At 62.8% G+C, this 21959-nt stretch carries 22 protein-coding genes; 14 read left to right on the top strand and 8 right to left on the bottom strand.

What is annotated here, in order from left to right; genetic code table 11:
- The 11 genes from VKT51_02635 to VKT51_02585 form a co-directional block, all read left to right on the top strand.
- On the top strand, positions 1–274 hold a 274-nt coding region (locus VKT51_02635; protein ID HLJ83059.1), incomplete at its 5' end, for an NADH-quinone oxidoreductase subunit D.
- Positions 271–765 (top strand): NAD(P)H-dependent oxidoreductase subunit E, encoded by a 495-nt coding sequence (locus tag VKT51_02630; protein HLJ83058.1) that lies wholly within the window; start codon positions 271–273, stop codon positions 763–765. The genes VKT51_02635 and VKT51_02630, both read left to right, overlap by 4 nt.
- Positions 766–768: 3 nt before the next feature.
- Entirely contained in the window at positions 769–2055 is a 1287-nt protein-coding gene (gene nuoF, locus VKT51_02625) for an NADH-quinone oxidoreductase subunit NuoF (protein HLJ83057.1), read from the top strand.
- Entirely contained in the window at positions 2052–4445 is a 2394-nt protein-coding gene (nuoG, locus tag VKT51_02620; protein ID HLJ83056.1) for an NADH-quinone oxidoreductase subunit NuoG, read from the top strand. Before nuoF ends, nuoG begins: the two co-directional genes overlap by 4 nt.
- The gene (gene nuoH / locus VKT51_02615; GenBank protein HLJ83055.1) at positions 4442–5461 is read left to right on the top strand and encodes an NADH-quinone oxidoreductase subunit NuoH; all 1020 of its coding nucleotides are present in this window, start codon (positions 4442–4444) and stop codon (positions 5459–5461) included. Before nuoG ends, nuoH begins: the two co-directional genes overlap by 4 nt.
- A 2-nt stretch (positions 5462–5463) precedes the next feature.
- Positions 5464–5958 (top strand): NADH-quinone oxidoreductase subunit NuoI, encoded by a 495-nt coding sequence (gene nuoI / locus VKT51_02610; GenBank protein HLJ83054.1) that lies wholly within the window; start codon positions 5464–5466, stop codon positions 5956–5958.
- Complete coding sequence (locus VKT51_02605) at positions 5958–6464, top strand: NADH-quinone oxidoreductase subunit J (protein ID HLJ83053.1); 507 nt, start codon at positions 5958–5960, stop codon at positions 6462–6464. The genes nuoI and VKT51_02605 overlap by 1 nt, the downstream gene beginning before the upstream one ends.
- A 2-nt stretch (positions 6465–6466) precedes the next feature.
- The gene (nuoK, locus tag VKT51_02600; protein HLJ83052.1) at positions 6467–6775 is read left to right on the top strand and encodes an NADH-quinone oxidoreductase subunit NuoK; all 309 of its coding nucleotides are present in this window, start codon (positions 6467–6469) and stop codon (positions 6773–6775) included.
- Positions 6775–8679 (top strand): NADH-quinone oxidoreductase subunit L, encoded by a 1905-nt coding sequence (gene nuoL / locus VKT51_02595; protein ID HLJ83051.1) that lies wholly within the window; start codon positions 6775–6777, stop codon positions 8677–8679. Before nuoK ends, nuoL begins: the two co-directional genes overlap by 1 nt.
- A complete protein-coding gene (locus VKT51_02590; protein ID HLJ83050.1) occupies positions 8676–10145 on the top strand; it encodes an NADH-quinone oxidoreductase subunit M in 1470 nt (489 codons plus the stop codon). The genes nuoL and VKT51_02590 overlap by 4 nt, the downstream gene beginning before the upstream one ends.
- The gene (locus VKT51_02585; GenBank protein HLJ83049.1) at positions 10142–11560 is read left to right on the top strand and encodes an NADH-quinone oxidoreductase subunit N; all 1419 of its coding nucleotides are present in this window, start codon (positions 10142–10144) and stop codon (positions 11558–11560) included. Before VKT51_02590 ends, VKT51_02585 begins: the two co-directional genes overlap by 4 nt.
- An 88-nt stretch (positions 11561–11648) precedes the next feature.
- Here the strand turns inward: VKT51_02585 and VKT51_02580 are convergent, their stop codons facing one another.
- Positions 11649–11963, bottom strand: coding sequence for a hypothetical protein (locus tag VKT51_02580; GenBank protein HLJ83048.1), 315 nt, complete (start codon positions 11961–11963; stop codon positions 11649–11651).
- 21 nt (positions 11964–11984) lie between these two features.
- Positions 11985–12422 carry a hypothetical protein gene (locus VKT51_02575; protein ID HLJ83047.1) on the bottom strand — a complete coding sequence of 146 codons (438 nt, stop codon included), beginning with the start codon at positions 12420–12422 and terminating at the stop codon, positions 11985–11987.
- 125 nt (positions 12423–12547) lie between these two features.
- On the opposite strand from VKT51_02575, the gene VKT51_02570 reads away from it, so the two are divergent.
- A complete protein-coding gene (locus VKT51_02570; GenBank protein ID HLJ83046.1) occupies positions 12548–13450 on the top strand; it encodes a hypothetical protein in 903 nt (300 codons plus the stop codon).
- On the opposite strand, the gene VKT51_02565 is transcribed toward VKT51_02570, so the two are convergent.
- The 5 genes from VKT51_02565 to VKT51_02545 all read right to left on the bottom strand — a co-directional run bounded on the left by VKT51_02565 (position 13427) and on the right by VKT51_02545 (position 19662).
- Positions 13427–14905 (bottom strand): amino acid permease, encoded by a 1479-nt coding sequence (locus VKT51_02565; protein HLJ83045.1) that lies wholly within the window; start codon positions 14903–14905, stop codon positions 13427–13429. The two genes, VKT51_02570 and VKT51_02565, sit on opposite strands and share 24 nt — an antisense overlap.
- Positions 14906–14977: 72 nt before the next feature.
- The gene (gene rfbC / locus VKT51_02560; GenBank protein HLJ83044.1) at positions 14978–15487 is read right to left on the bottom strand and encodes a dTDP-4-dehydrorhamnose 3,5-epimerase; all 510 of its coding nucleotides are present in this window, start codon (positions 15485–15487) and stop codon (positions 14978–14980) included.
- 4 nt (positions 15488–15491) lie between these two features.
- Positions 15492–16595: a hypothetical protein gene (locus VKT51_02555; protein HLJ83043.1), complete on the bottom strand. Its 1104-nt coding sequence runs from the start codon at positions 16593–16595 to the stop codon at positions 15492–15494.
- Entirely contained in the window at positions 16592–19102 is a 2511-nt protein-coding gene (locus VKT51_02550) for a zinc-dependent metalloprotease (GenBank protein ID HLJ83042.1), read from the bottom strand. Before VKT51_02550 ends, VKT51_02555 begins: the two co-directional genes overlap by 4 nt.
- Before the next feature lie 98 nt (positions 19103–19200).
- Positions 19201–19662: an SRPBCC domain-containing protein gene (locus VKT51_02545; protein HLJ83041.1), complete on the bottom strand. Its 462-nt coding sequence runs from the start codon at positions 19660–19662 to the stop codon at positions 19201–19203.
- Positions 19663–20052: 390 nt separating this feature from the next.
- On the opposite strand from VKT51_02545, the gene VKT51_02540 reads away from it, so the two are divergent.
- Positions 20053–20661, top strand: a complete 609-nt coding sequence (locus VKT51_02540; GenBank protein HLJ83040.1) for a hypothetical protein — start codon at positions 20053–20055, stop codon at positions 20659–20661.
- 6 nt (positions 20662–20667) lie between these two features.
- On the top strand, positions 20668–21111 hold the full coding sequence (locus VKT51_02535) for a DUF5069 domain-containing protein (protein ID HLJ83039.1): 444 nt from the start codon (positions 20668–20670) through the stop codon (positions 21109–21111).
- Positions 21112–21128: 17 nt separating this feature from the next.
- On the opposite strand, the gene VKT51_02530 is transcribed toward VKT51_02535, so the two are convergent.
- Positions 21129–21461, bottom strand: a complete 333-nt coding sequence (locus VKT51_02530; protein HLJ83038.1) for a hypothetical protein — start codon at positions 21459–21461, stop codon at positions 21129–21131.
- Between the last annotated feature and the right edge of the window lie 498 nt (positions 21462–21959).

Below are 21959 nucleotides of genomic sequence, written 5' to 3'. Positions count from 1 at the left end.
TTCGATGGAAGCGCTGATCCACCACTTCAAGCTCGTGTCCTCTGGTTTCAACGTCCCCGAGGGACGCATCTATCAGACGGTGGAGTCGCCGCGCGGCGAACTCGGCATGTACGTGGTGAGCGCGGGCGGCAACAAGCCGTGGCGCGTGCGATGGCGGCCGCCGTCGTTCTATAACCTGCAGGCGCTCGGTGCGCTCGCGCCCGGTAACCTCATCGCCGATCTCGTCGCGATCATCGGCAGTTTGGATCCGGTTTTCGGCGAGGTGGACCGATGACGCCCGAGCGCGCGCAGCGCGGCGCGGAACTCGTGGCGCGGTACCCGCAAGCGCGCTCGGCGCTGGTTCCTTTTCTGCAGCATTGTCAGGCCGAAGACGGCTACGTCACCGATCAGGCGATCGCCGACGCCGCAGAGCTCGTCGGCATCACGCCCGCCGAGGTGGAATCCACCGCGTCGTTTTACTCGCTGCTCTTCCGCCACCCCGTCGGAAGGCATGTGATCCAAGTCTGCAGGACGCTTGGGTGCATGCTCGGAGGCGCGGACGAACTGCGCGAGCACATCCGCTCCCGCCTCGGCGTCGAGAACCTCGAGACCACCGCCGACGGCGCGATCACCTACGAAGAAGTCGAATGCCTCGCGGCATGCGACAGGGCTCCGGTGCTGCAGCACAATCTCGAGTTCGTCTACAACGTGACGCCTGAGAAATTCGATTCGCTGCTCGAGACGTGGCGGCGAGAGAGCTCAGGCGCGGCCTTGCCGGCGGAGTGAGCGATGCCGATTGAACCCGTGCTGACCAAGGGGTTCGGCACGCTCGACCTCACCGATCTCGCCGTCTACCGTTCGGCCGGCGGCTTCGCCGCGCTCACGAAGGCGTTGCGAGAGATGACGCCGGACGGCGTCATCGCCGAAGTGATGGCGTCGAATTTGCGCGGCCGCGGCGGCGCGGGTTTTCCCACAGGCAAGAAGTGGAGCTTCCTTCCAAAGGACGGCCGTCCGCGATATCTCGTCTGCAACAGCGACGAGGCCGAGGCCGGGACGTTCAAAGACCGGATGCTGCTTGAGAACTCCCCTTTCAATCTCATCGAAGGCCTTGTGATCTCGGCGTACGCCGTAAATGCGAAACAAGTCTTCATCTATATACGCGGCGAGTTTCTGACAGGCTACCGCGTTTTCCGTAAGGCACTCGCGCAGGCATACGACGCGGGGCTTGTCGGCAACGACATCATGGGCAGCGGCTTCTCCGTTGACATCGTGCCGCATCGCGGTGCCGGCGCCTACATCTGCGGAGAAGAGACGGCGCAGCTCAATTCGCTCGAAGGTAAGCGCGGCGAGCCGCGGCTGAAACCGCCGTTCCCTGCAAACGCCGGCCTCTATGGCATGCCGACCGTCGTCAACAACGTCGAAACGCTCATGTACGTGCCGCACATCATCGAGCGCGGCGCGAAGTGGTTCGCCGGTATCGGCGCTGAAAAATCACCCGGCCCGAAGGTCATCTCGGTGAGCGGCCACGTCATGCGCCCAGGGAACTACGAGGTTCCGCTCGGGATCCCGATGCGCGAACTGGTCATGGATCTCGCCGGCGGACTGCGGCCCGGCCGCCGCGTGAAAGCGATCCAGCCCGGCGGCGGTTCATCGGCGGCGATCTTCGAAGAAGATCTTGACGTGCCGTGCGACTTCGATTCGCTTGCCGCGAAGAAGACGATGCTCGGATCGGGCGCGGTGACCGTGATGGACGACACGGCATGCATGGTCCGCTGCGCGCTCACCATCAACAGATTCTTCGAGACCGAATCGTGCGGCCAGTGCACGCCGTGCCGCGAAGGCGGTCAATGGGTCCATCGCATGGTGGCTCGGCTCGAGGCCGGTGAAGGATCCGAATCCGATCTGAAGATCCTCTCCACCATCAACCGCACGATAACCGGCACGAACCTGTGCGTCCTCGGCGATTCGATCATGCCGTTTCTGTCTTCTGTGTACGCGCGCTTTCCCGACGAATTCCACGATCACGTGCGGCTCGCCGGGTGTCCGCTTCGCGCGCGTTCGGAGAGCGCCGCGTGAGCCAAGAGAAACAAGTGCGCGACGTCTCGGTGACGATCGACGGCAACACGTTCGCCGTGCCGGAAGGCACGCTGGTGGTGGAAGCCGCGAAGCATCTCGGCACGCAGATCCCCGTCTACTGCTACCATCCCAAACTCGAGCCGGCGGGATTGTGCCGCATCTGTCTCGTCGAGATCGAGAAGATGCCGAAACTGCAGATCGCCTGCGCGACTCGCGTCGCGGACGGCATGGTCGTGCACACGACGTCGGCAAAAGTGGCCGAAGCGCGGCGCGGCGTTCTCGAGTTCTTGTTACTCAATCATCCGCTGGACTGCCCCGTGTGCGACAAGGGCGGCGAGTGCGAACTGCAAGACTTCACGATGTCGTATGGTCCAGGCGAGAGCCGCCTCACCGAGCCGAAACTGCACAAGCCGAAACTCGTGGATCTTGGCCCGACGATCGTGCTCGACGAAGAGCGCTGCATCCTCTGCCGCCGCTGCACGAGGTTCGACGACGAGATCGCGCAAGAACGCACATTGATCGTCGAGGAGCGCGGCTTCAAGAGCCTCATCTCCACGCGCAACGGCGGCGCGTACGCTTCCTATTTCTCCGGCAATACGACCGAGATCTGTCCGGTGGGCGCTCTCACGAGCAAGGCGTATCGCTTCCGCTCGCGGCCGTGGGATCTCAACCATACCGATGGCGTTTGCACGCAATGCTCGGTCGGCTGCAACTATCGCATCGACACGCGGTTCGGCCGCATCATGCGCACGTTCACACGCGAGAACCCGGACGTGGATGACGGCTGGATCTGCGACCGGGGCCGCTACACGTTCAACTATCTCTACGCGCCCGAGCGTCTGCGCACGCCATCGGTCAAGCGCGACGGCGGACGCGTCGACGTGCCGTTCGTCGAAGCGGCTGCTCTCGCCGGCGCGAAACTCGCCGAGGCCGCCGCGCGCGGCCGCGTCGGTGTGATCGGCGGCGGCCGACTCTCAGACGAAGAGGCCTTTGCGCTGCAGCGCTTTGCGCGCGAAGTTCTCGGCACCAACAATATCGACTATCGCACGCACGCGCAGGCCTTTGCGTCGCCGTCGCGCTTCGGCGCGCACCTCACCGACCTCGACGACGCATCGCACATCCTTGTCTTCGGCGCGATCACTCAGGAACAAGCGCCGATCCTCGACTTACGGATCCGCCGCGCGGTGGCGCGCGGCCGCGCAACGTTGACGTACATAGGTCCGTATCGGCCGGCGTTCACCATCGAGGCGAGCCACATCAGATCTCAAGCCCATGCTCTGCCAAAATTGTTGAGCGACGTGAGCGACGCCGTCCGCACCAGCGCGGATCAATCGCGCGACGGCGATGTCGGGTCCCTTGCGTCTAGGCTCTCGGCTGCGAAGAAGATCGTCGCTATCCACTCCGGTGAAGACGTTGCAAGCGCCGAAGCGCTCGAGCGGCTGATGGAGACGCTCCAGCTGGGCGGCCGATCGGTGGGAATACTCGTGGTGGGCGCGACCGGGAACGCGCGCGGCGCAGAAGCAGCCGGCTGCGTGCCGAACCTCGGCCCCGGCTATGCGCCGGTTTCAGGCGAAGCCGGCATGACGACGAATGAGATGCTTGCCGCCGCCGCCGACGGCCGCCTGGATGCGCTTTTCGTGATGGGCGCAAACCCGGCGCTGACGGTATCAGATGGCGCACTCGTCCGGCGCGCCCTCAAACGCATCCCGTTTCTCGCCGTCGCGGATCAAGTCATGACCGAGACCGGGTCGTACGCGCACATCGTCTTCGCCTCTGCATCGTTCGCAGAAAAGCGCGGTCACACGACGAACCTCGAGGGGAGCCGCCAGGCGTTTGCCGCGGCTGTCGAGCCGCCGCTCGAAGTCCGCACCGACGCGCAGATCATCGGCGCGCTGGCCGCGGCCACTGGCCGCGGATCGATCAGCGACAATCCGGAAACGCTGTACGGCCAGTTGGCTGCTGCGGAATCGGCCGCGCGCGCGAAGGGCGACGGTGCCCCGCTCGCACGTCCGGCGCAGCTCGCGCAGGACGCGACGGCGACACCGATCCCCGATGGCGCGTTCACCGTCGTTCCAACGCCGCATCTGTACGCGGGTGGCGGCGCAGCGGCGCACGATCCCGGCACAAAACCCATGCGACCCGCGCCGTACGCCGAATTCGGTCCCGCCGATGCCCTGCTGCTGGCCATCGAGGACAATGCGCGGGTCAGACTCAGCGGCCCAAGCGGCAGCATCGAAGTCTTCGCACGGGTCGCGCAGCATGTGCCCGACGGGTGCGTCCTCGTGCTCGCGGACATGCCGGAGGCGCCGCACAATCTGCTGCTCGACGGTTCTGGTTCCGGCTGGGCGAATGTCGAAGTGCTCGCCGGCGTGGCGGAGGCGGCAGGATGAATCATCTGCTCGCCGATCCGTGGCTGCGCTTCATCCTCGTCGTCGCGATCAAGTCCGGAATCTTGATCTTCATCGTCATCACGTCGTTCGCGTACCTCATGCTCTTCGAGCGGAAGATCTTGGCTTGGTTCCAGCTTCGTCTCGGACCGATCTGGTGCGGACCGTGGGGATTGCTGCAGCCGGCGGCCGACGCGGTGAAACTCGTGCTCAAGGAAGATCTCACGCCGCGCGACGCCGATCCGATCATCTACCACTTCGCGCCGGCGATCGCCGTTCTCACGTCCGTGCTCGCGTACGCCGCGATTCCGTTCGGCACGTTTCCGGACGGCAGCCCCGTCGCGATCGCAAATCTCAACGTCGGCATCTTGTACATCCTTGCCGCGGGATCGCTCGGCGTTTACGGCATCGCGCTCGGTGGCTGGTCGAGTCAATCGAAATGGCCGCTGCTCGGCGCCATCCGCTCCACCGCGCAGATGATCTCGTACGAGCTCGCCATGGGTCTCTCGATCATCGGCGTACTGCTGCTAGCCGGCACGACCAATCTGAGCGGTATCACCGCCGCGCAGTCGGCGCACCACGTCTGGTACATATTGCCGCAGTTCGTCGGTTTTCTGATCTACTTCATCACGGCGACGGCCGAGACGAACCGCGCGCCCTTTGACCTGCCCGAGGCGGAGACCGAGCTCGTCGCCGGCTTCCACACCGAATATTCGAGCCTTCGCTTCGGCACGTTCTTCGTGGCGGAGTATATCAACATGATCACCGTCTCGTGCGTCGCGACGCTGCTCTTCCTGGGCGGCGGAGACGGTCCGTTCCTCGCCGCAGCGCCGCTGCTCTCCGTGGTCTGGTTCGTCTTGAAAGTCATGGTCTTCTTGTTCATCCTGATCTGGATGCGTGCGACGTTGCCGCGCCTGCGCTACGATCGCCTGATGGCGTTCGGCTGGAAGGTCTTGCTGCCGGTCGCCGTGCTCAATCTGCTCGTGACGGCTGCGGTCGTCGCTCTCGTGAAGGCATAGTCATGAACGTGCTACGCGCGGCGTGGGGGATCGTGACCGGTCATATGGTCACGCTCAAATATCTCTTCAAGCGCAAATCGACGATTGATTACCCGCGCGTTCCGTACCCGCATCCGGAGCGCTTCCGCGGCGTGCACGAACTGCGCAAGTACGATGACGGGCTCGAACGCTGCATCGGCTGCGAGCTCTGCGCGGTCGCGTGCCCTGCGAACGCGATCACGGTGATCGGCGCGGAGAACGATCCTGCGGCACCCACATCTCCCGGGCAACGCTACGGCTACCGCTACGAGATCGACATGCTGCGCTGCATCTTCTGCGGCTGGTGCGAAGAGGCGTGCCCGACCGACGCCATCGTCCTGACGCCGCGCTTCGATATCGCCGACTACACGCGCGAGCGTCTGGTCTACGGCAAAGATCGACTCGTCGTGACCGACCCGTTCAAGCAGCACCTCGCCAATACGGAATCCGCGGCGAAGACGGAGCCGGGCGTCATCTGATGGCCGTGCTTTTCTGGGTCTGTGCGATCGTGCTCGTCGGTACGGGCATCGCGGTGGTCGGCAGCCGGCAGCCTGTCCATTCAGTGGTGGGCCTGATCGTGAATTTTGCGGCGCTGGCCGTTCTGTTCCTCACGCTCTCGGCAGAGTTCTTGGCGATGATGCAGATCATCATCTACGCGGGCGCGATCTTGGTGCTCTTCTTGTTCGTCATCGCGTTGTTGACGGTCGGCAACCAGCCCATCGAAACGGGCGAGGGCCGTTTGGCGCATCAGACGGTGCCTGCCATCGCGGCAGGCGTTGCGGCGCTGGTCCTGATCGCATTTGGCGTGCGCACGGCGTGGACGCAGAGCGCTGCATCGCCGCCGCCGGACCTCGGCACGGTGCCGGCGTTCGGCACGGCGCTGCTCACCACGCACGTCTTCGCTTTCGAAGCGACCGCGTTCGTGCTTTTGGTCTCGATCATCGGCGTCGTGCTCATGGCAGGCCGCAAGGAGATCAGATTCTAGCGATGCCGCAAGTACCGCTCGCCGACTATCTCATCCTCGCGACCGTTCTCTTCGTGATCGGCCTCGTGGGTTTTCTCGTGCGCCGCAATCCCATCACGATGCTCATGGCCATCGAGCTCATGTGGAACGCCGGCAATCTGGCATTCGCCGCGTTCGCGCGCAATTTCGGTGACATGACCGGGCAGGTTTTCGTCTTCATCGTCATCACGGTGGCCGCGGCCGAGGCTGCCATCTCGCTTGCGATCGTGGTCATGGTCTTCCGTCACCGCGAAGACGTGGACGTGGATGACATCTCGGTGATGAGCGGCTGATGGACAACACGGCTGCCGTCGCACTTATCATTCTCTTCTTGCCGCTCGCCGGCGCGGCGCTTATCGCATTTGCCGGACCGTATCTGCCGCGCGCCGTCTGCGCCGGCATTGCGGTAACGTCGCTCCTGCTCGGATGGGTCTTGACCCTGGTGCTTGCGTGGCCGTGGCACGCGGGGACGGGAACCACGTACGATCTGACCTACGGCACGTGGTTCGTCGTACCCCAGCTCAAGATAACGTTCGGTCTGCTTATCGACCCGCTCTCGATCACCTGGATGCGCGTCATCACGGGCGTCGGCTTCTTGATCCACTTGTATTCCGTCGGCTACATGGCGAGCGACCGGAACTACCGCACGTTCTTCGCCTACATGAATCTCTTCGTCTTCACGATGCTGCTGCTCGTGATGGCGGATAACTTCTTGTGGCTGCTCGTCGGATGGGGCGGCGTGGGCCTCGCGTCCTACCTGCTCATCGGATTCTACTACGATCGAGTGTCCGCCGTGCTCGCCGCGCGCAAGGCGCTGATCATGAACGTCATCGGCGACGTCGGCATCATGATCGCGATCTTCCTTATGTACGCGCATTTCGGCAGCGCGGCATACGGCGACGTCTTCTCCCGTGCCGCAAGCATCGGAGCGCCTGCGCTCACCGCCATCGGCCTCTGGCTGCTCCTCGGGGCCGTCGCAAAATCGGCGCAGCTGCCCTTGCACACGTGGCTGCCCGACGCCATGGAGGGACCCACACCGGTCAGTGCGCTCATCCACGCCGCCACGATGGTCACGGCCGGCGTCTACTTGATCGCCCGCTGCTACCCGATCTACGACAACGCACCGGTCGCCGCCGAATGGGTCGCGATCATCGGCGCCACGTCGGCGCTTTTCGCGGCCACGATCGGCTGCGTGCAGTACGATATCAAGCGCGTGCTCGCGTACTCCACCATGAGCCAGATCGGCTACATGATGTTCGCGGTCGGAGCCGGCGCATATGCCGCCGGCGCATTCCACTTCTTGACCCACGCATTTTTCAAAGCGCTGCTCTTCATGGCGGCGGGCATCGTCATCCACAATCTCGGCGGCGAACAGGATATCCGTAAGATGGGGGGCCTCGCGCGAGCGATGCCGCTCGCGTTCTGGACGTTTCTCATCGGAACCGCCGCCATCGCAGGCGTTCCGCCGTTATCCGGCTTTTTCTCCAAGGATGCGATCATAGACGCGGCCATCGCTTTGCACCATCCCGTGCTCGGCGCGTTCTTGATCGTCGCCGCGTTCCTCACCGCGTTCTACATGTTCCGGCTTCTCTTTCTCACATTCTTCTCAGGCCGATATCGCGGTGAGGGAACGCCCCACGACCACCCAGTCGCATCGATGAACGTGCCCGTCGTTCTTCTCGCGGCCCTCGCGGCGGTCGGCGGATTCCTTGCATGGCCGCTCCAACCAATGCTGCGCGCAGTCTTCGTCGGCACGCCGCACGAACAGACAATCGCATCCATCGATTGGCCGGTCGCGGGCGGCGCGTTCTTGCTTGTCGTCGCCGGCATCGCGACGGCGTACGCGCTCTACCAAGTGCGGCCGCAGTTGCGCGAGTCGCTCATTCGCGCCCTTGCCGGACCGCGCGAGCTGGTCATGAACGCCTACTACCTCGATACGGTCTATCACTGGCTGGTCGAAGTTCCCGCATACGCCATCGCTGATGCGGCGGCCGGCTTCTTCGAACGCTACGTCATCCGCGCGATTCCGCTTGCGGCGAGCGGCACCGCTGCCGCTCTCGGCGGCTTCGCCCGCGCCTGGGAATCCGGTCAGCTGCGCCGCTACGGTCTCACGATCGCGGTCGGCGTCGTTCTCCTGCTCGCGTGGTACGTGATCGCCGCATATGCCGCATCGTCGCAAGGCGTGGTGCCGCGATGATGATCGATCTCGTCGTCTTTTTGCCGGCGATCGCGGCCTTAGCGCTTTTCTGCATTCCGCGCTATGCGCACGGCGCGTTGAAAGGCGTGGCGCTCACCGGCGCTTTGGCCACGTTCGCGTTGAGTCTCAGTTTTGTCGCCAACGGATTCGGTAATGACTTCGATCAGTGGGTTCCTTGGATCTCGGGCACGTGGACTGCAGCATACCACGTCCATATCGGCGGCCTGAGCGTCTATTTCGTCTTGCTCACGACGCTCGTCTCCGTCGCGGCCACATGGGGTGCGTTCTCGTACGCCGACGCCGGCAAGCTGCGCGGCTTCCTCGCGCTGCTGCTCCTGTTCGAGACGACGTTGCTCGGCTTGTTCACGGCCGCCGATCTACTGCTCTTCTACGTCTATTGGGATCTCATGCTGATCCCCGTCTTCCTCTTGCTCGTCGGCTACTCGGGCTCAGCGGAAGCGCGTTCGGCGGCGTGGAGCTACTTGCTCTACAACGGCGCGGGCGGCTTGATACTGCTGCTCGGCGTCGTCGGCGTCGTGCTGCACACCGGCACGTTTGAAGTGCTCGGCCAGACGTATTCGTTCGGTTCGCTCGAGAATTGGCTGTTCGCGGCGTTCGCTCTGGCGTTCCTCATCAAAACGCCCTCGTTCCCATTCCACTCCTGGATGCCGCCGACGTATACGAATTCGCCGCCGCCGCTCGTCGCGATGGTTTCGGGCGTGCAGAGCAAAGCTGGTCTGTTCGGATTCCTTGTCTTCGCGCTGCCGATGTTTCCGGACGCCGCGCGGACGTGGGCGCCGGTCCTGTTGGTGCTCGCTGTCGCGAGTATCGTCTACGGCGCCTTCGCGGCGCTCGGTCAGCGCGACATGAAGACGCTCGTGGCATTCTCATCGCTTTCGCATCTGGGGCTCGTCGTGCTCGCATTGTTCGCCTTCGATCTGACGAGCGTCCCCGGCAGCGTCGTCATGATCGTGAGCCACGGATTGATCTCGGCTGCGCTCTTTCTGCTGCTCGGCTTCGTGGAAGAGCGAACCGGCTCACGAGAGATCGGGGCCTTTGGCGGACTTGCAGCGCACGCGCCGCGGCTGCAAGCGCTCATGCTCGTCGTCGCGATGGCCCTGCTCGGACTTCCCGGCCTCTCCGGCTTCGCAGGCGAGTTCCTCATCTTGATCGGCGCATGGCAGACACAGCCCATCTATACGGCCATATCGCTCATCGCGATCGTCGTCGCGAGCGCGTACGCATTGAAGTTGTTCCAGGGTGTGATGCACGGGCCGGACAGCGTCCCCGGTGGGCGCACGTACGGCGACCTCCGAGCGCGGGAGATCTGGATATTGGCGCCGCTCGTCGCCGGTATATTCCTGCTCGGCATCTGGCCGGGCGTTCTCTTGCCGAGCGGCGCCTCGGTCGCCGGCGCGATCCATTCGCGCGCTGTTGCACTGCACGGACAGAGGCCGCACGCGTGATCCAGACAGCCGCGATCGATTGGAATGTCGTCGCACCCGCCGTTGTGCTCGTCGCGACGGGTCTCGTCGTGCTGCTCGTGGACCTTCTCAGTCGCAGCGCTCCGCGTCAGCTGCTCTACGGCATCGGCATCGCAGGGTCGATCGCTGCATTCGTCGCGTTGTGGCCGCTGCGCGGTCAGGCACTCACGACGTTCGGCGGCGCGTTTGCAAGCGATTCGTACTCGTGGCCGTTCGACGCGCTGTTGCTCCTCACGCTTGCCATTTCGCTTGCGCTGTCATGTCTCAGAAAAGCTGAGGACGGCGCCAACCCAGGTGCCTACGCAGCGCTGTTGATCTTCTGCACGATCGGCGGCCTCATTCTCGCCGGATCGACGACGCTCATCGGCATTTTCTTGGGCCTCGAGGAACTCTCGCTCGCGCTGTACGTCCTCGCCGGCACCGGCTATCCGCGGCGCTCGTCACAAGAGGCCGCGCTCAAGTACGTGTTGCTCGGCTCGCTCGCATCGGGCTTTCTGATCTTCGGGATGGCACTGCTCTACGGCGCAGCGGGCAGCATCTCGCTCGCCGCTATGGCGCAAGCGGCGTCTGCCGGGGGACCGCTCTTCATCGGCGGCTTCGCGCTGTTCATCGTAGGGATCGCGTTCAAACTCGCGCTAGCACCGTTCCATCTCTGGACTCCCGACGTGTACGAAGGTTCGCCGCTCGCGGTCACGGCGTTCATGGCGGTCGCGGTGAAAGCCGCGATGTTCGCCGTGCTCGCGCGCTTTGCGTACGTCGTCTTCGGTCACGATGCCCCGGCGCTCGTGCCGCTCTGGATCCTCGCCATTCTCTCGATGATCGTCGGCAATGTCGGCGCTATCGGACAGACCAACCTCAAGCGGTTGCTCGCGTTTTCGAGCATCGCGCAGGCGGGTTATCTCGTGCTTGCGCTCGCCGGAGTTGGAAGCGGCGGCCTTGCGACGCTCGTCTTCTACCTCGCGGCGTATGCGTTCATGAATCTCGGCGCGTTCGCGGTCATCGCCCTGATCGGCAATGGAGATGAACAGCATGCCGACCTCAGCGCGTATCGAGGTCTCGCGTTTCGCCGGCCGTTGATCGCGGCGCTCATGATGCTGTTCTTCTTATCGCTTGCCGGCATTCCGGCCACCGCAGGCTTCATCGGCAAAGTCTTGCTGCTCGGCCAGGCGATGGGGGCGGGCCCGTGGGGCGTGGCGATGGCGGTCGCGCTCATCGTCGGCACGCTCGTCTCGTTCTACGTCTACTTCCAGGTGATCTGGCAGATGTTCGCACCGGCGGATGCCGAGTCGGTCGCATCCGACGGCAATGCGGCGATGTCGTGGATCGCGGTCGCCGCGGGAGCCATCGGCGTTCTGCTGCTGGGCATCGTGCCGCAGATCTTGCTCGGCCACCTCTGAGGGCCGATTTGCTGAAGGGGCCGACGCCAGTCGGCCCAAGGGACCGTAAACGTGGGCCGACTTGCGTCGGCCCCTTCAATAAGAATGGCTAACCGATCAGGCGCGAATTGTACCACGCGACGAGCGGCGGAATCGCGACCGTCGCGATGATGAACGCGACGATATTCGTGCCGGCTGCGCCGGACAGAACCTCCACGGCCATCACCGCGAACATCGCAACGCCGAACATCGAGAAGACGATTCCAGCCACTCGCAATTGCGAGGGCAGCACCGGCGCTTTTTCTCGGCCTGCGAAATACATCGAGCGGCCGCGCGTACCGGCATAGAGCATCTGCAGACCGATCGTCAGCCCGACGACGATCAGCGCATATGCGAAAAGCAAGATGTCGGAGTTTGGCGTCATTCCTGTCGATCCGTTCCGGCGCTAGTGAAGTTCGGCGCGTGTGACGTTGAATTGGCGCGCATCGCAGCCATGCAGCGTTGCGGGCGAGAGCGCGCCGTGAACGACGATATGATCTCCCGAGTGCAAGCCGTCCAAGACACCGGGTGCCGCGCTCAGCGCAAACGTTCCGCCCCACGCGGCGCCGCGTCCGTTCGAGAACAGCACGTACGTGCACATCGGTCCCCGCAGCCCGACAAATATTTTGCCGGCAACCCACGAGAGATCCGGGGCGTAACCGTACTCAGGATAATCTCCCGTTGCGTATGGCGCCGGCGTCGGCGTCACCGGTGCGGACGAAGGCGCGATGTGTCGGCAGCCGCTCGTCGCGAACAGCGATATCGCGACGAACGTGAAGGCCATGATCTTCGTCACCTTCGCGCAGTTCGCGTCGTCAAGGCACGCCTCATGCGTGTGTCCCATTTGAACAAATTACCACAGGTGATTAGGGAGTGAAACGCTAAATTTTTTTGCACAGGGCGGGGCGACGATTAACATCGCCCCTCGAATGCGTGCGCCCGGTTTCAAAAAGCCGCAGAAGGACCGCTTTGATTCGCAACATTCCCATCGCCGCGAGCGTGTTCGCAGCCTTCGCGGCAGCGACGATCTCGGGCGCGGCTCTCGCATCGGCGGAGGCGCCGAGCGGATCGGCGCTTGCGGTGCCGGTCCTTCCGTCGCCGACGCCGACGTCGAGCGCGATCGCGGCGCACCGAGCCGGCCAGATCTACGACTATAGCCTGCACGGCGAGGTCGGTCAGAGCATCGTCGGCAGCGATGCGCTAGGCCGTGCGGTCGATCAACGAGCGATGCCGACGACGCTCAACGGCAGAGAGCGGGTCGCGATCAAGGAGGCGTCGTCCGACGGCCTGACGCTGCACCGATCGGGTGCGATCACCGCCACCGTCGCCGGGCGTCCGGTGAGCAAGCCGGGCACCGGCTGGACGCTTGTGAACGCGGAGGGCGTCGTCGTCAGAGATCACGGAACGCTCGGCGGTCTCTTCCTGCTGCCCCTCGGTTTCCTCGGCGAGAGAGCGGTCAAGGGCGGCGCGGTTCTTGCGATCGGAGATTCGTGGGGCGGCAAGCTCGGCACGAAGCTGTACGGCATGACCGCGCGTCCGGAATTGTCGTTCTCAGTGACCGGCATGCGTTATGTCTTGGGCCAAAGCGTCTACTCAATAGACGCGACCGGAACCGTGCCGATGCGCGAGCCTGTCGTGACCAACACGGGCGTGTTGCTCGGCTATGCGAGCGGCAGCGCGAAGCTCGATCTGCGTTTCGACTACGACCGGGCCAACGCTCGCGTCGTGGCGCTTGACCTGACGGTGCGCGATACATTGACGATGTCTGGAACCGGAAAGTCCGCGCGCGGCAAAGTCGAGGACACGCAGCGCTATCTGGTCGCGCTCGACGCGGGCTCTATCTCGGCGTCAGCTGTCTCCCGCTCGCTTTAGCGCCGCTTTACGCGCTTCGCTGTGCGAGTAGCCGTACAGGAAGTAGATCAGCAGTCCGACGACCATCCAGATGCCGAAGCGCGTCCAGATGAAGACGTCGGTTCCCCACACCATGAGTCCGAGCGAGAGCAGCGCGCCGAAGGCCGGGATGAGCGGCACCCACGGTGTGCGGAAGCCGCGCGCCCGATCGGGCTGCGTGTAGCGCAGGACGAGCACGCCGAGGCACACGAGCAGGAACGCGCTGAGCGTGCCGGTGTTCACGAAGCTGAGCAGCGTGTCGAGCGAGAACGTTCCCGCCATGATCCCGACGACGATGCCCATGACCATCGTCATGTTCGCGGGTGTACGGAATTTTGGATGGATCGTCGCGATGCTCTTCGGCAGCAGTCCGTCGCGCGCCATCACCATGAAGATGCGGCTTTGGCCGTAGATCGCGGTCAGCACGACAGATGAAGTTCCAAGCACCGCGCCCAGGACCGCGACCCAGGAATATGCGCCGAGCCCGACCGACGCGAGCGCGCTCGGCAGCGGGGTGATCGGGTCGATCTTCGACGCGGGCTGCAAACCGATGAGCGCGATCGCCACAGCAGTGTAGAAAATCGTGCCGAGGATCAGCGAGCCGAGCACGCCGATGGGCACGTCGCGCTGCGGCTTCTTCGCCTCCTCGGCGGCCACGGTCACAGAATCAAAGCCGATGAATGCGAAGAACGCATAGAATGCGCCCGGGATGATGCCTACGACCGGGAAATCGCTGCTCGGCCCGCGCTGATACCAGCCGTTAGGGATGAACGGCGTGAAGTGCGCGCCGACGAAGTGCGGCAGCGCGACGAGGACGAAAAATGCGAGCACGCCCATTTTGATGATCACGATGATCGCGTTGGCGCCCGCCGATTCTCTCACGCCCACGGTCAGCAGCACGGCGAAGCCGACCACGCAGAGAAACGCGATGACGTCGAAGTACGTGCCGTGTACCGGATCGTAGTGGCCGGTGGCCCATTGCGGCAGCACGACGTGAAGATATTGTGCCAGCACCAACTGGATGTTGCCCGAGAATGTGGTGGCCACCGGGGCGGCCGACATGCCGTATTCGAGGATGAGGTTCCAGCCGATAAGCCATGCCAAGAATTCGCCGAGCGTGGCGTAGGTGTACGTATACGCGCTGCCGGCGACCGGAACCATCGACGAGAACTCGGCGTAGCAGAGGCCCGCGCACGCCGACGCGACCGCGCAGATCGCAAACGATATCAAAATGGCCGGTCCGGCGTAGTTGTGGATGCCGGTGCCGACCGTCGCGAAGATGCCTGCGCCGACCATGTTGCCCAAACCGAGCGCGATGAGCATCCATGGTCCGAGTTCCCGCTTGAGCTTTGGTCCCTTCGGTTCGACTTCGACGTTGAGGTCGTCAATCGAGCGGGTAATGAAGAGCCCGGTCGTCGTCTTAGGGACGGTGGCCATCTATATCGCGACCCCTATCGTTGCGGTGTAATCGCGTCGGTTTCTGCGCTGTGAATAGTTCGGCCTTCACCCTTATGCTTGCGCGTCCTTCGCTGACATGACCGGCGGGCCGTCGAGCGGCCAGCGTATGCCGACCGTCGCATCGCGCCAACTCATTATCTTCTCGGTGGCCGGATCGTGATGCGCGCTCATCTTATAATGAAGAACAACGCCATCCGTGAGCGCAAGAAAGCCGTGCGCAAAGCCGTCGGGCACGTACAGCTGTAAATGGTTGTCGGCCGAGAGATGAAAGCCTTGCCAGCGTTTGTAGGTCGGCGACCCTTCGCGAACGTCGACGATCACATCGAAGATCTCGCCTGCGAGCGCATTGACCAATTTGGCCATGCCCGGCTGATAGTGCATGCCGCGCAACACGTTCTTGCCGGAGAGCGACACACCGTCTTGCAGCCACTCATCGGTCACGCCGATCGCCGCGTACTTCCGCTTCGAATATGTTTCTTTGAAGAACCCGCGCTGATCGTTGTACACGTCGGGCACGATGATCTTGGCTTCCGAAAAATCTGTGGGCCTAGTAGTCAGCACGCGGTCACTGCCCCATGATCGCAAGGGTCGCAGCGCTTGCCGTGGCGTTGACATTCGGCCAGTCACCAAATCCGACGTTCTGCATCTTCGCGACCGCCGCGATGGCAGAGGGCAACATCCCGTCGTACGGCTTGGTTTGCGAGATGAACCCGCGGAAGTCTCTATCGGAGTCTATGTCCTTGAGGACGGCTGCGTTGTATGCAGACTGTGCAACCGCACCCCCGAATAGGTACGCGTCACGTTGCAATGGGCTTTGCTTCAGTTGGCTGACCCATTCCGTCAGCGGTTTTTGGAGCCTTGTGATCAGCAAATCATGATCAGTGGGGATATCACCGCGCAGACATCGCCGCATGTCGTCAAATGAGGTCGAACCGCCGAGCTTGCGATCGATGGCCTCCACGTGATTTACGAAATCGAGCGCAAAAAGGCGACTCTCGGGGCGAGAAAGTCCGAACGGGCTATCGATCAGTTCCAGAATGGTGTTATCGAGAACGCCGAGTTGGGCATCTCCTGCGTCGCCATCACCGATCGTCAGCGACGGAAATTCCGTCGGTGGGACGGCGACATTTAGAGCGTCGATCAACGGCTTCGCCCGATCAGCCGACGAGCCGCTCGACCCTATCAACCCTTTGAATTGTGTGGGCGAGGCGTCCGCGTGCTTCGCGAGCAGGTCGACGATGGTCGAAACGTAGCTCTCGACCCCTGTAGTTCTCGGCAATCCAACCGCTTCTGACAAAACGCCCGCGGTCCACCACCAGCCGAATGACGGATTTTTCTGCCATTCGACGTCGGGTATCATCACGCCATCCCAACTGGTTATCTTCTTGTCGAGATCGCCGTTTTGGAGCCAGCTTGCCACCTGAGCGTCCATGTCTCGCGGTCCGGCCACTTGTTGGACCGCTGCGAAGTCGTCGCGACATCGTTGCCTCTCGAGCACGATGCCGCAGATTCCGGGCTGCAGGTAATCCTGGAATGTCCGCCCGTAGGACTGCCCCTGTGCATACGCGGTGCGATCAGCGGCCGATGGGCTGGCATCCGCCAAGGCCTGCGTATCCGAACACAGCAGCGCGCACAGGATCGCTAATCCTGCGAGCGGGCTCCTCTTCACGGAGAGGTCATCGTCTGCGCCGAGAGCGCTTGCTGTGCGATCGCATCGAGCTCTGCAAGATGTGCCGATGTCATCTCGTCGAGGCCGCCGCGGCTTGCCGCAACCCTACAATCATGCTGCAGCGAGACCAGCTCGGCGCGGGCGAGCGCTTTCGCATCGTCGGGCGTGCCGCTCGCGGGCTTCACCCAGAGCGTTGCGAGACGCCGTGCATACCGCGACTGCAGATTGCGAAGGACGACGCCGTCGGATCCCGCGCGTCCCCGTGCGATGTCGCCGAAGACCGACGCTTGCCCCCAATCGAACAAGTCGGAGAGACTCATCGTGCGACCACGATCGTACTTGACGGAGAGGTCGTCGATGCGCTGCAGCGTCAGCGGCGCGAACATCTCGTTGAGCGCGATATCCTGGTCGGTCCCCGCGATTTCAACAACCGCCACATCGTGACGATCGGTGGGGTTGTACGCCCAGGTCCCGCCGCCGTTCAAGATGCTCGCCTCGGTGTATGTCAAACGGGTCAGGACCGATGGGTTGAAGTTCCAGGCCGAATTCGAGAAGAGATAACGGTCCATCTGCTGCCACGCGCGCACTTCTTGCGTGCGCGGCACGTAGGCAAGCGGCGTCGCACCGCCCGGATCGCCGACGCGGCTGCGCGACAGATATTCGCCGCCGATGTTGTGCGCGGCCATCGTCGCACAGCGACCATACTGGCGAAGCGGCACGAGAAACGCTTCCCGCGCGTCGTCGTTCGGCCGGCCGACCGACGGGAAGCGGCTGTTGATCGCATCCATGATCGCGTGTTCACCGCGCATCTCGACGCCGCACCACGCAAGCGGATCGTTCGTGAGGTCGAACTGCTGGTTGCGGGGATCGACCGCATGTCCGCTGCCGAAGCTGACGTCTTCGTCTGAAGCGAAGCGGAACTGCGGATCGTTCCACGCCGACGCGATGCGGCGCAACGCACTCAACTCGTCGCGCGGGGTCGCCGCGCCGGCGATGTAGCCGTAACCGTACTCGATCGCGTGGTAGTCGTACGGGCCGAGCGCTACTTGGCTGTAATCGCCCTGCGGCGTGCCCTTCGGCCATACGTTCAAGGGCGCGTACTCCATCACGGACGTCGCGACACCGTAGCGGTCGGTGAACGATTTGCTCTGCAGCTGCGCGGCGGTGTAGCCCATAGAGCCCATGAAGTTGTGCTGCAGCCCCATGTCGTGGCCCGATTCGTGCAAGACCGTGGCGCGGATATCTTGCAAGACGAAAGCCCGGCGAGCGTTCGCATCATCCGGCAGTCCGCGCATCGGTGCCACGAAATACGTATACGCGGAGTTATCGCCGGTGCCGACGACCGCGTCGACATTGACGCCTGCGTTGATCTCCTCGCCGGTGCGTGGATCGTTGACGATGAGGGCTTCAGCGCCGTACTGCGGCGACGACGTGTCGATCCAACGCACCATGTTGTGCCGCATATCTGCGGGATCCCACGTCGGATCGTCGGGCTGATCCTGCACTTGGATGGCGTTGAGAATGCCGATGCGCCGGAACGCGTCATTCCACTGCAGCAGCGCGGCCTTCACCGTCTGGCGATATTCCATCGGCACGTTCTTGCTGATCGTGAACACAAGAGGATGGGTCGCGTTCGACGGTTTGCCGGGCGTGGCCGGCGCGAAGTTCCAACGCGAGATATACAATGTCTGGCGCGCATACGTCTGATCGTTCCCGAAATCGAGGTATCCGGCTTCGAAGTAGCCGACGCGGTCGTCCGCGATGCGCGGCATATAGTTGTCGCTGGGCGGTTGGACGAGATTGTAGTCCATGCGCACCGCGATGCTGCGCGGGTCGGGCACGTTGTCAATGAGGTTCGGATCCGAACTGGCCCACGTCTGGTCGACTTCGAGCAGATCGTTCTCGGGAAACGCCGCGGTCTTTGTGAAGAACGAGCGGCTTGGATCGAGCCGGTAGCCGTGCGACGGATCGCCGACCGTCTGCTGAAAACTAGCCGCAAGGTCCGCGACATCACCGAGGAAAGCGCTGGCCGAGATCACGACCGTTCCGGTCGCATCGGCTGCGACGATCGGTTCGGTCGCGATCACCGAAGTCGGAAACGATTCGTCAACGGACACGGATTGAGGCGATCCGGCCGGCGCAAGAAAATTCGTATTCGGCCAATAGAGGACGACTTTGTCGCCGACCTTCGAGAATTCGATCATCCGCGCGGGCGCCACGTACGGCTCGCCGGGCGCGGGCCCAAATCCGCCGAGTCCGGTCGAAGGCACAGACGTCTCGATGAACGGATGATCGAGCTGGCTTGCCGCGATCGCCAAGTAGACTTTATCATCCTTGGTGATGATCGGGAACAGCCCATTTTGCACTTGCGCGCCGGCGAGAAATTGCACATAAGGTTGCGGTCCACTGCCGCCGCCCGAGCTCGACGCGTCCGGTGCCGGAGCACCCGCGGCCAGTGCACCGCCCGCACCCGAGCAGGCAAAGACGATGATTGCGAACGCAGCCATGCGCGCAAAACGAAAAGACATTGAGGCCTCCTGAATATTCAGAATCCGCGACAGGTTCGGGTCGCGGATTCTTTCGCATGGGCCGGGCTACCTGTGCTTTAGGTGACGACCTCGCCGAGACGGTCGAGACTCTGACTCCAGCCCGCTTCCATTCCCTGCAGATACATGTCGGCACCGGCGGTGGCGCTGAGAACGCGGTTGTGGACGCTGACGTGCGTCTTGCCCGCGCGTTCGACGAACGTCACCGTGGTCAAGACTTCGAAGAGCGGCTTGCCTTTGTCATCGAGCGGCGTGGTCGTGAACACGATACGCTCCGGCTCGACGACTTCTTTATAGATGCCGGTCATGGGATAGATGGTGCCATCGGGGCCTTGCATGTGGACGCGAATCGCGCCGCCGGGCCGCGCGTCGATTTCGCATACGGGATTTGTGAAATCGTGCGGACCCCACCATCGCTGCACAAGCTTCGGATCCGTCCACGCTTTGAAGACGCGCTCGCGCGAAGCATCGAATGTTCGCTCGACTACGACTTCTTCTATGGAACTATTTGGTACGGCCACGTCGACTCGCTTTCTCTCCGTCTTCACGAAGCAGATGATCTAGGCGTTCAAGACTCTCTTCCCAGTAACAGCGATATGCATTCGCCCAATCGGCGACCTGGCGGATCGCGCTCGGTCGGAGGCTGCAGAGATGCTCTCGTCCGCGGCGCTTTTTGGCGACGAGGCGGGCCCGCTCCAAGTAAGCCACGTGTTTGGAGACGGCTTGCTGCGTCATCTTATGCGGCTTGGCAAGCTCGTTCACCGTCGCCGGCCCGCGCATCAGGCGATCGAGGATCATCCGGCGCGTGGGGTCCGAAAGGGCCGCGAAAGCGGTGCTGAGAGTATCCACAACCATATAGTTGTATATTTGGGCGGAAAAGTCAAGCCCCAAAACATGAAGAACGTACAGAGATGCCGCTGCAAAACCGGGTCACGCCGTTTGGCGATATCGCCGCGCTCGAGGGACGCGGCCTGCTCATGGGCAACCGCGGCATACTCCACGATAACGCGAGGCGCATCGTGCACTACGCGAAGCTCAGGCGATGGATCGCATGCCGGCTGGAATGGAAGGGCATCCGGCGGACCGTCATGACCCCGCACCGCTATACCGAGCTCTTCTTCCTCGATGAAGTCACGGCGTTCGCGGCCGGCCATAGGCCGTGTGCCGAATGCCGGCGCGAAGACTTTCGACGCTTCTGCGCGGTCTGGGCTCGTTGCTTCGGCGATCCATCCGGCGCAGATGCGATCGATCTGCAACTGCACGGCGATCGGCTGCTCAAACCACGCGTAAAGAAAACGTACGCTGCGGACGTCGCACGTCTCCCAGACGGGGCGTTCATATCGGAAGACGGAAGAGCGTGGCTCGTGCGGGGCAAGGCATTGCTCGCGTGGTCGCAACAAGGCTACGAGACCCGGCGCAAGCGACCGCCGCATCGCGACGTCGAGGTGCTGACACCGCGATCAGCAGTCGCAGTTCTTTCCGCCGGGTACGAAGCCGGCTTCCACCCAAGTTCGGAGTGATCGATCGTGCCAACCGATTTTCGTGATGGAAAGACGTTCCCAAGACGCGGTCGTGAGCCGCTCGGCGGCTTCTTGTGGCTAGCTCGCGTGTACGACAAAGCACGCGCCAAGGCAAACCGCACGAACGGCGCCTATAACTACCCGTGTCCGATCGATCGCGGGATGATGCGGCAGTGGGGCATCAACGCGGAAGACTTCACTATGGCTGCCGCCGGAAACACTACTGACGACCAAATACTTGCGTGGCTATCCCAGCGCGCCGGTCCGGATCGCATGCAGGCTGCCAACGATTGGCTCACGAGCAGCCGTAGCTCGAATCTCGATAGACATGATTTCGAAGAGGGCGTGCCCGGCGCCGCCAAGCCCGGGCCGAGTAGAGAAATCATTCTCGGAATTTTCGCCGCCGTCGTGGCGATAATCGCTGCCTTAATCGAGCGCTCGCTCCACTGAGTCAGTCCGAGCCCCGCTTAGTGAGGCGGCTCAACGCGCTTTGCCTCGTAGTAGACATTACAAGCGGCAAAGATGATCGTGTCGCGGTCCGTCAACAGAACTTGGTCGCCTGGTATTTCGACGGTTCCACCCGTGATATTCGCGTCAGGGTGCTCAATGCGCACCATTTCGACTTGGTCTCTTCTAATGCCAAGCTGCTTGAATGTCACGCGAGAGTCATTTGCCCCTGTACCAGAGTTGTCGCGCTCGAACTCGGCCGCGTGAATCATTCTTGTGACGGATTTTGGATGGCTGACGACTACGGCGTTCCAACGAAAGTCGCTAGCCGAATATTCCAGCACCGTTCCCACGACCTTAGCTCGGTTCCCGCATGAGATCGTTGTCGTTGGAACCATCCGCACGACTTTCCACTTCCCCCAAAGTTGCTGTGGAATGCTCGGCTCTGACGCAGCGCCGAGCATGCTTAAGGCTGCCACAACCGAGCAAAAGAGAGAAGTCACGTGTCGCCTGGACAGCGCGAGCTCGTTGCGGGTAAGTTCATTGATCGGATGGTACCGCTGCCGCACTCTTTCCTCGCTATTTCCTCGCTTGGGTCTGAGCGGTTCGCCTTACTCATCCGATGATTCTTCGATGCCTATGCAGTTTTCGGAGACTCATACATGGGCCGGATTGCGGCATCGGCTAACGATCGCCGAGTCAACACTTTGCGGGACACATGCGGGGGGTATAGGGCATGCGGCAAAAACGGACACTTGCTGACACCACTTGATTCTCGGGACACGGCTCGTGGCCAAATCCGTGGGGCTTTAGAAATAGAACTTGATTTTCGCCGCATTGATTTCGCACTT

This window comes from Candidatus Eremiobacteraceae bacterium, assembly GCA_035295225.1.
Classification (GTDB): domain Bacteria; phylum Vulcanimicrobiota; class Vulcanimicrobiia; order Eremiobacterales; family Eremiobacteraceae; genus JABCYQ01.
Note: the sequence above shows the minus strand (reverse complement) of the source record. Positions and strands in the feature narration are given on the sequence as shown.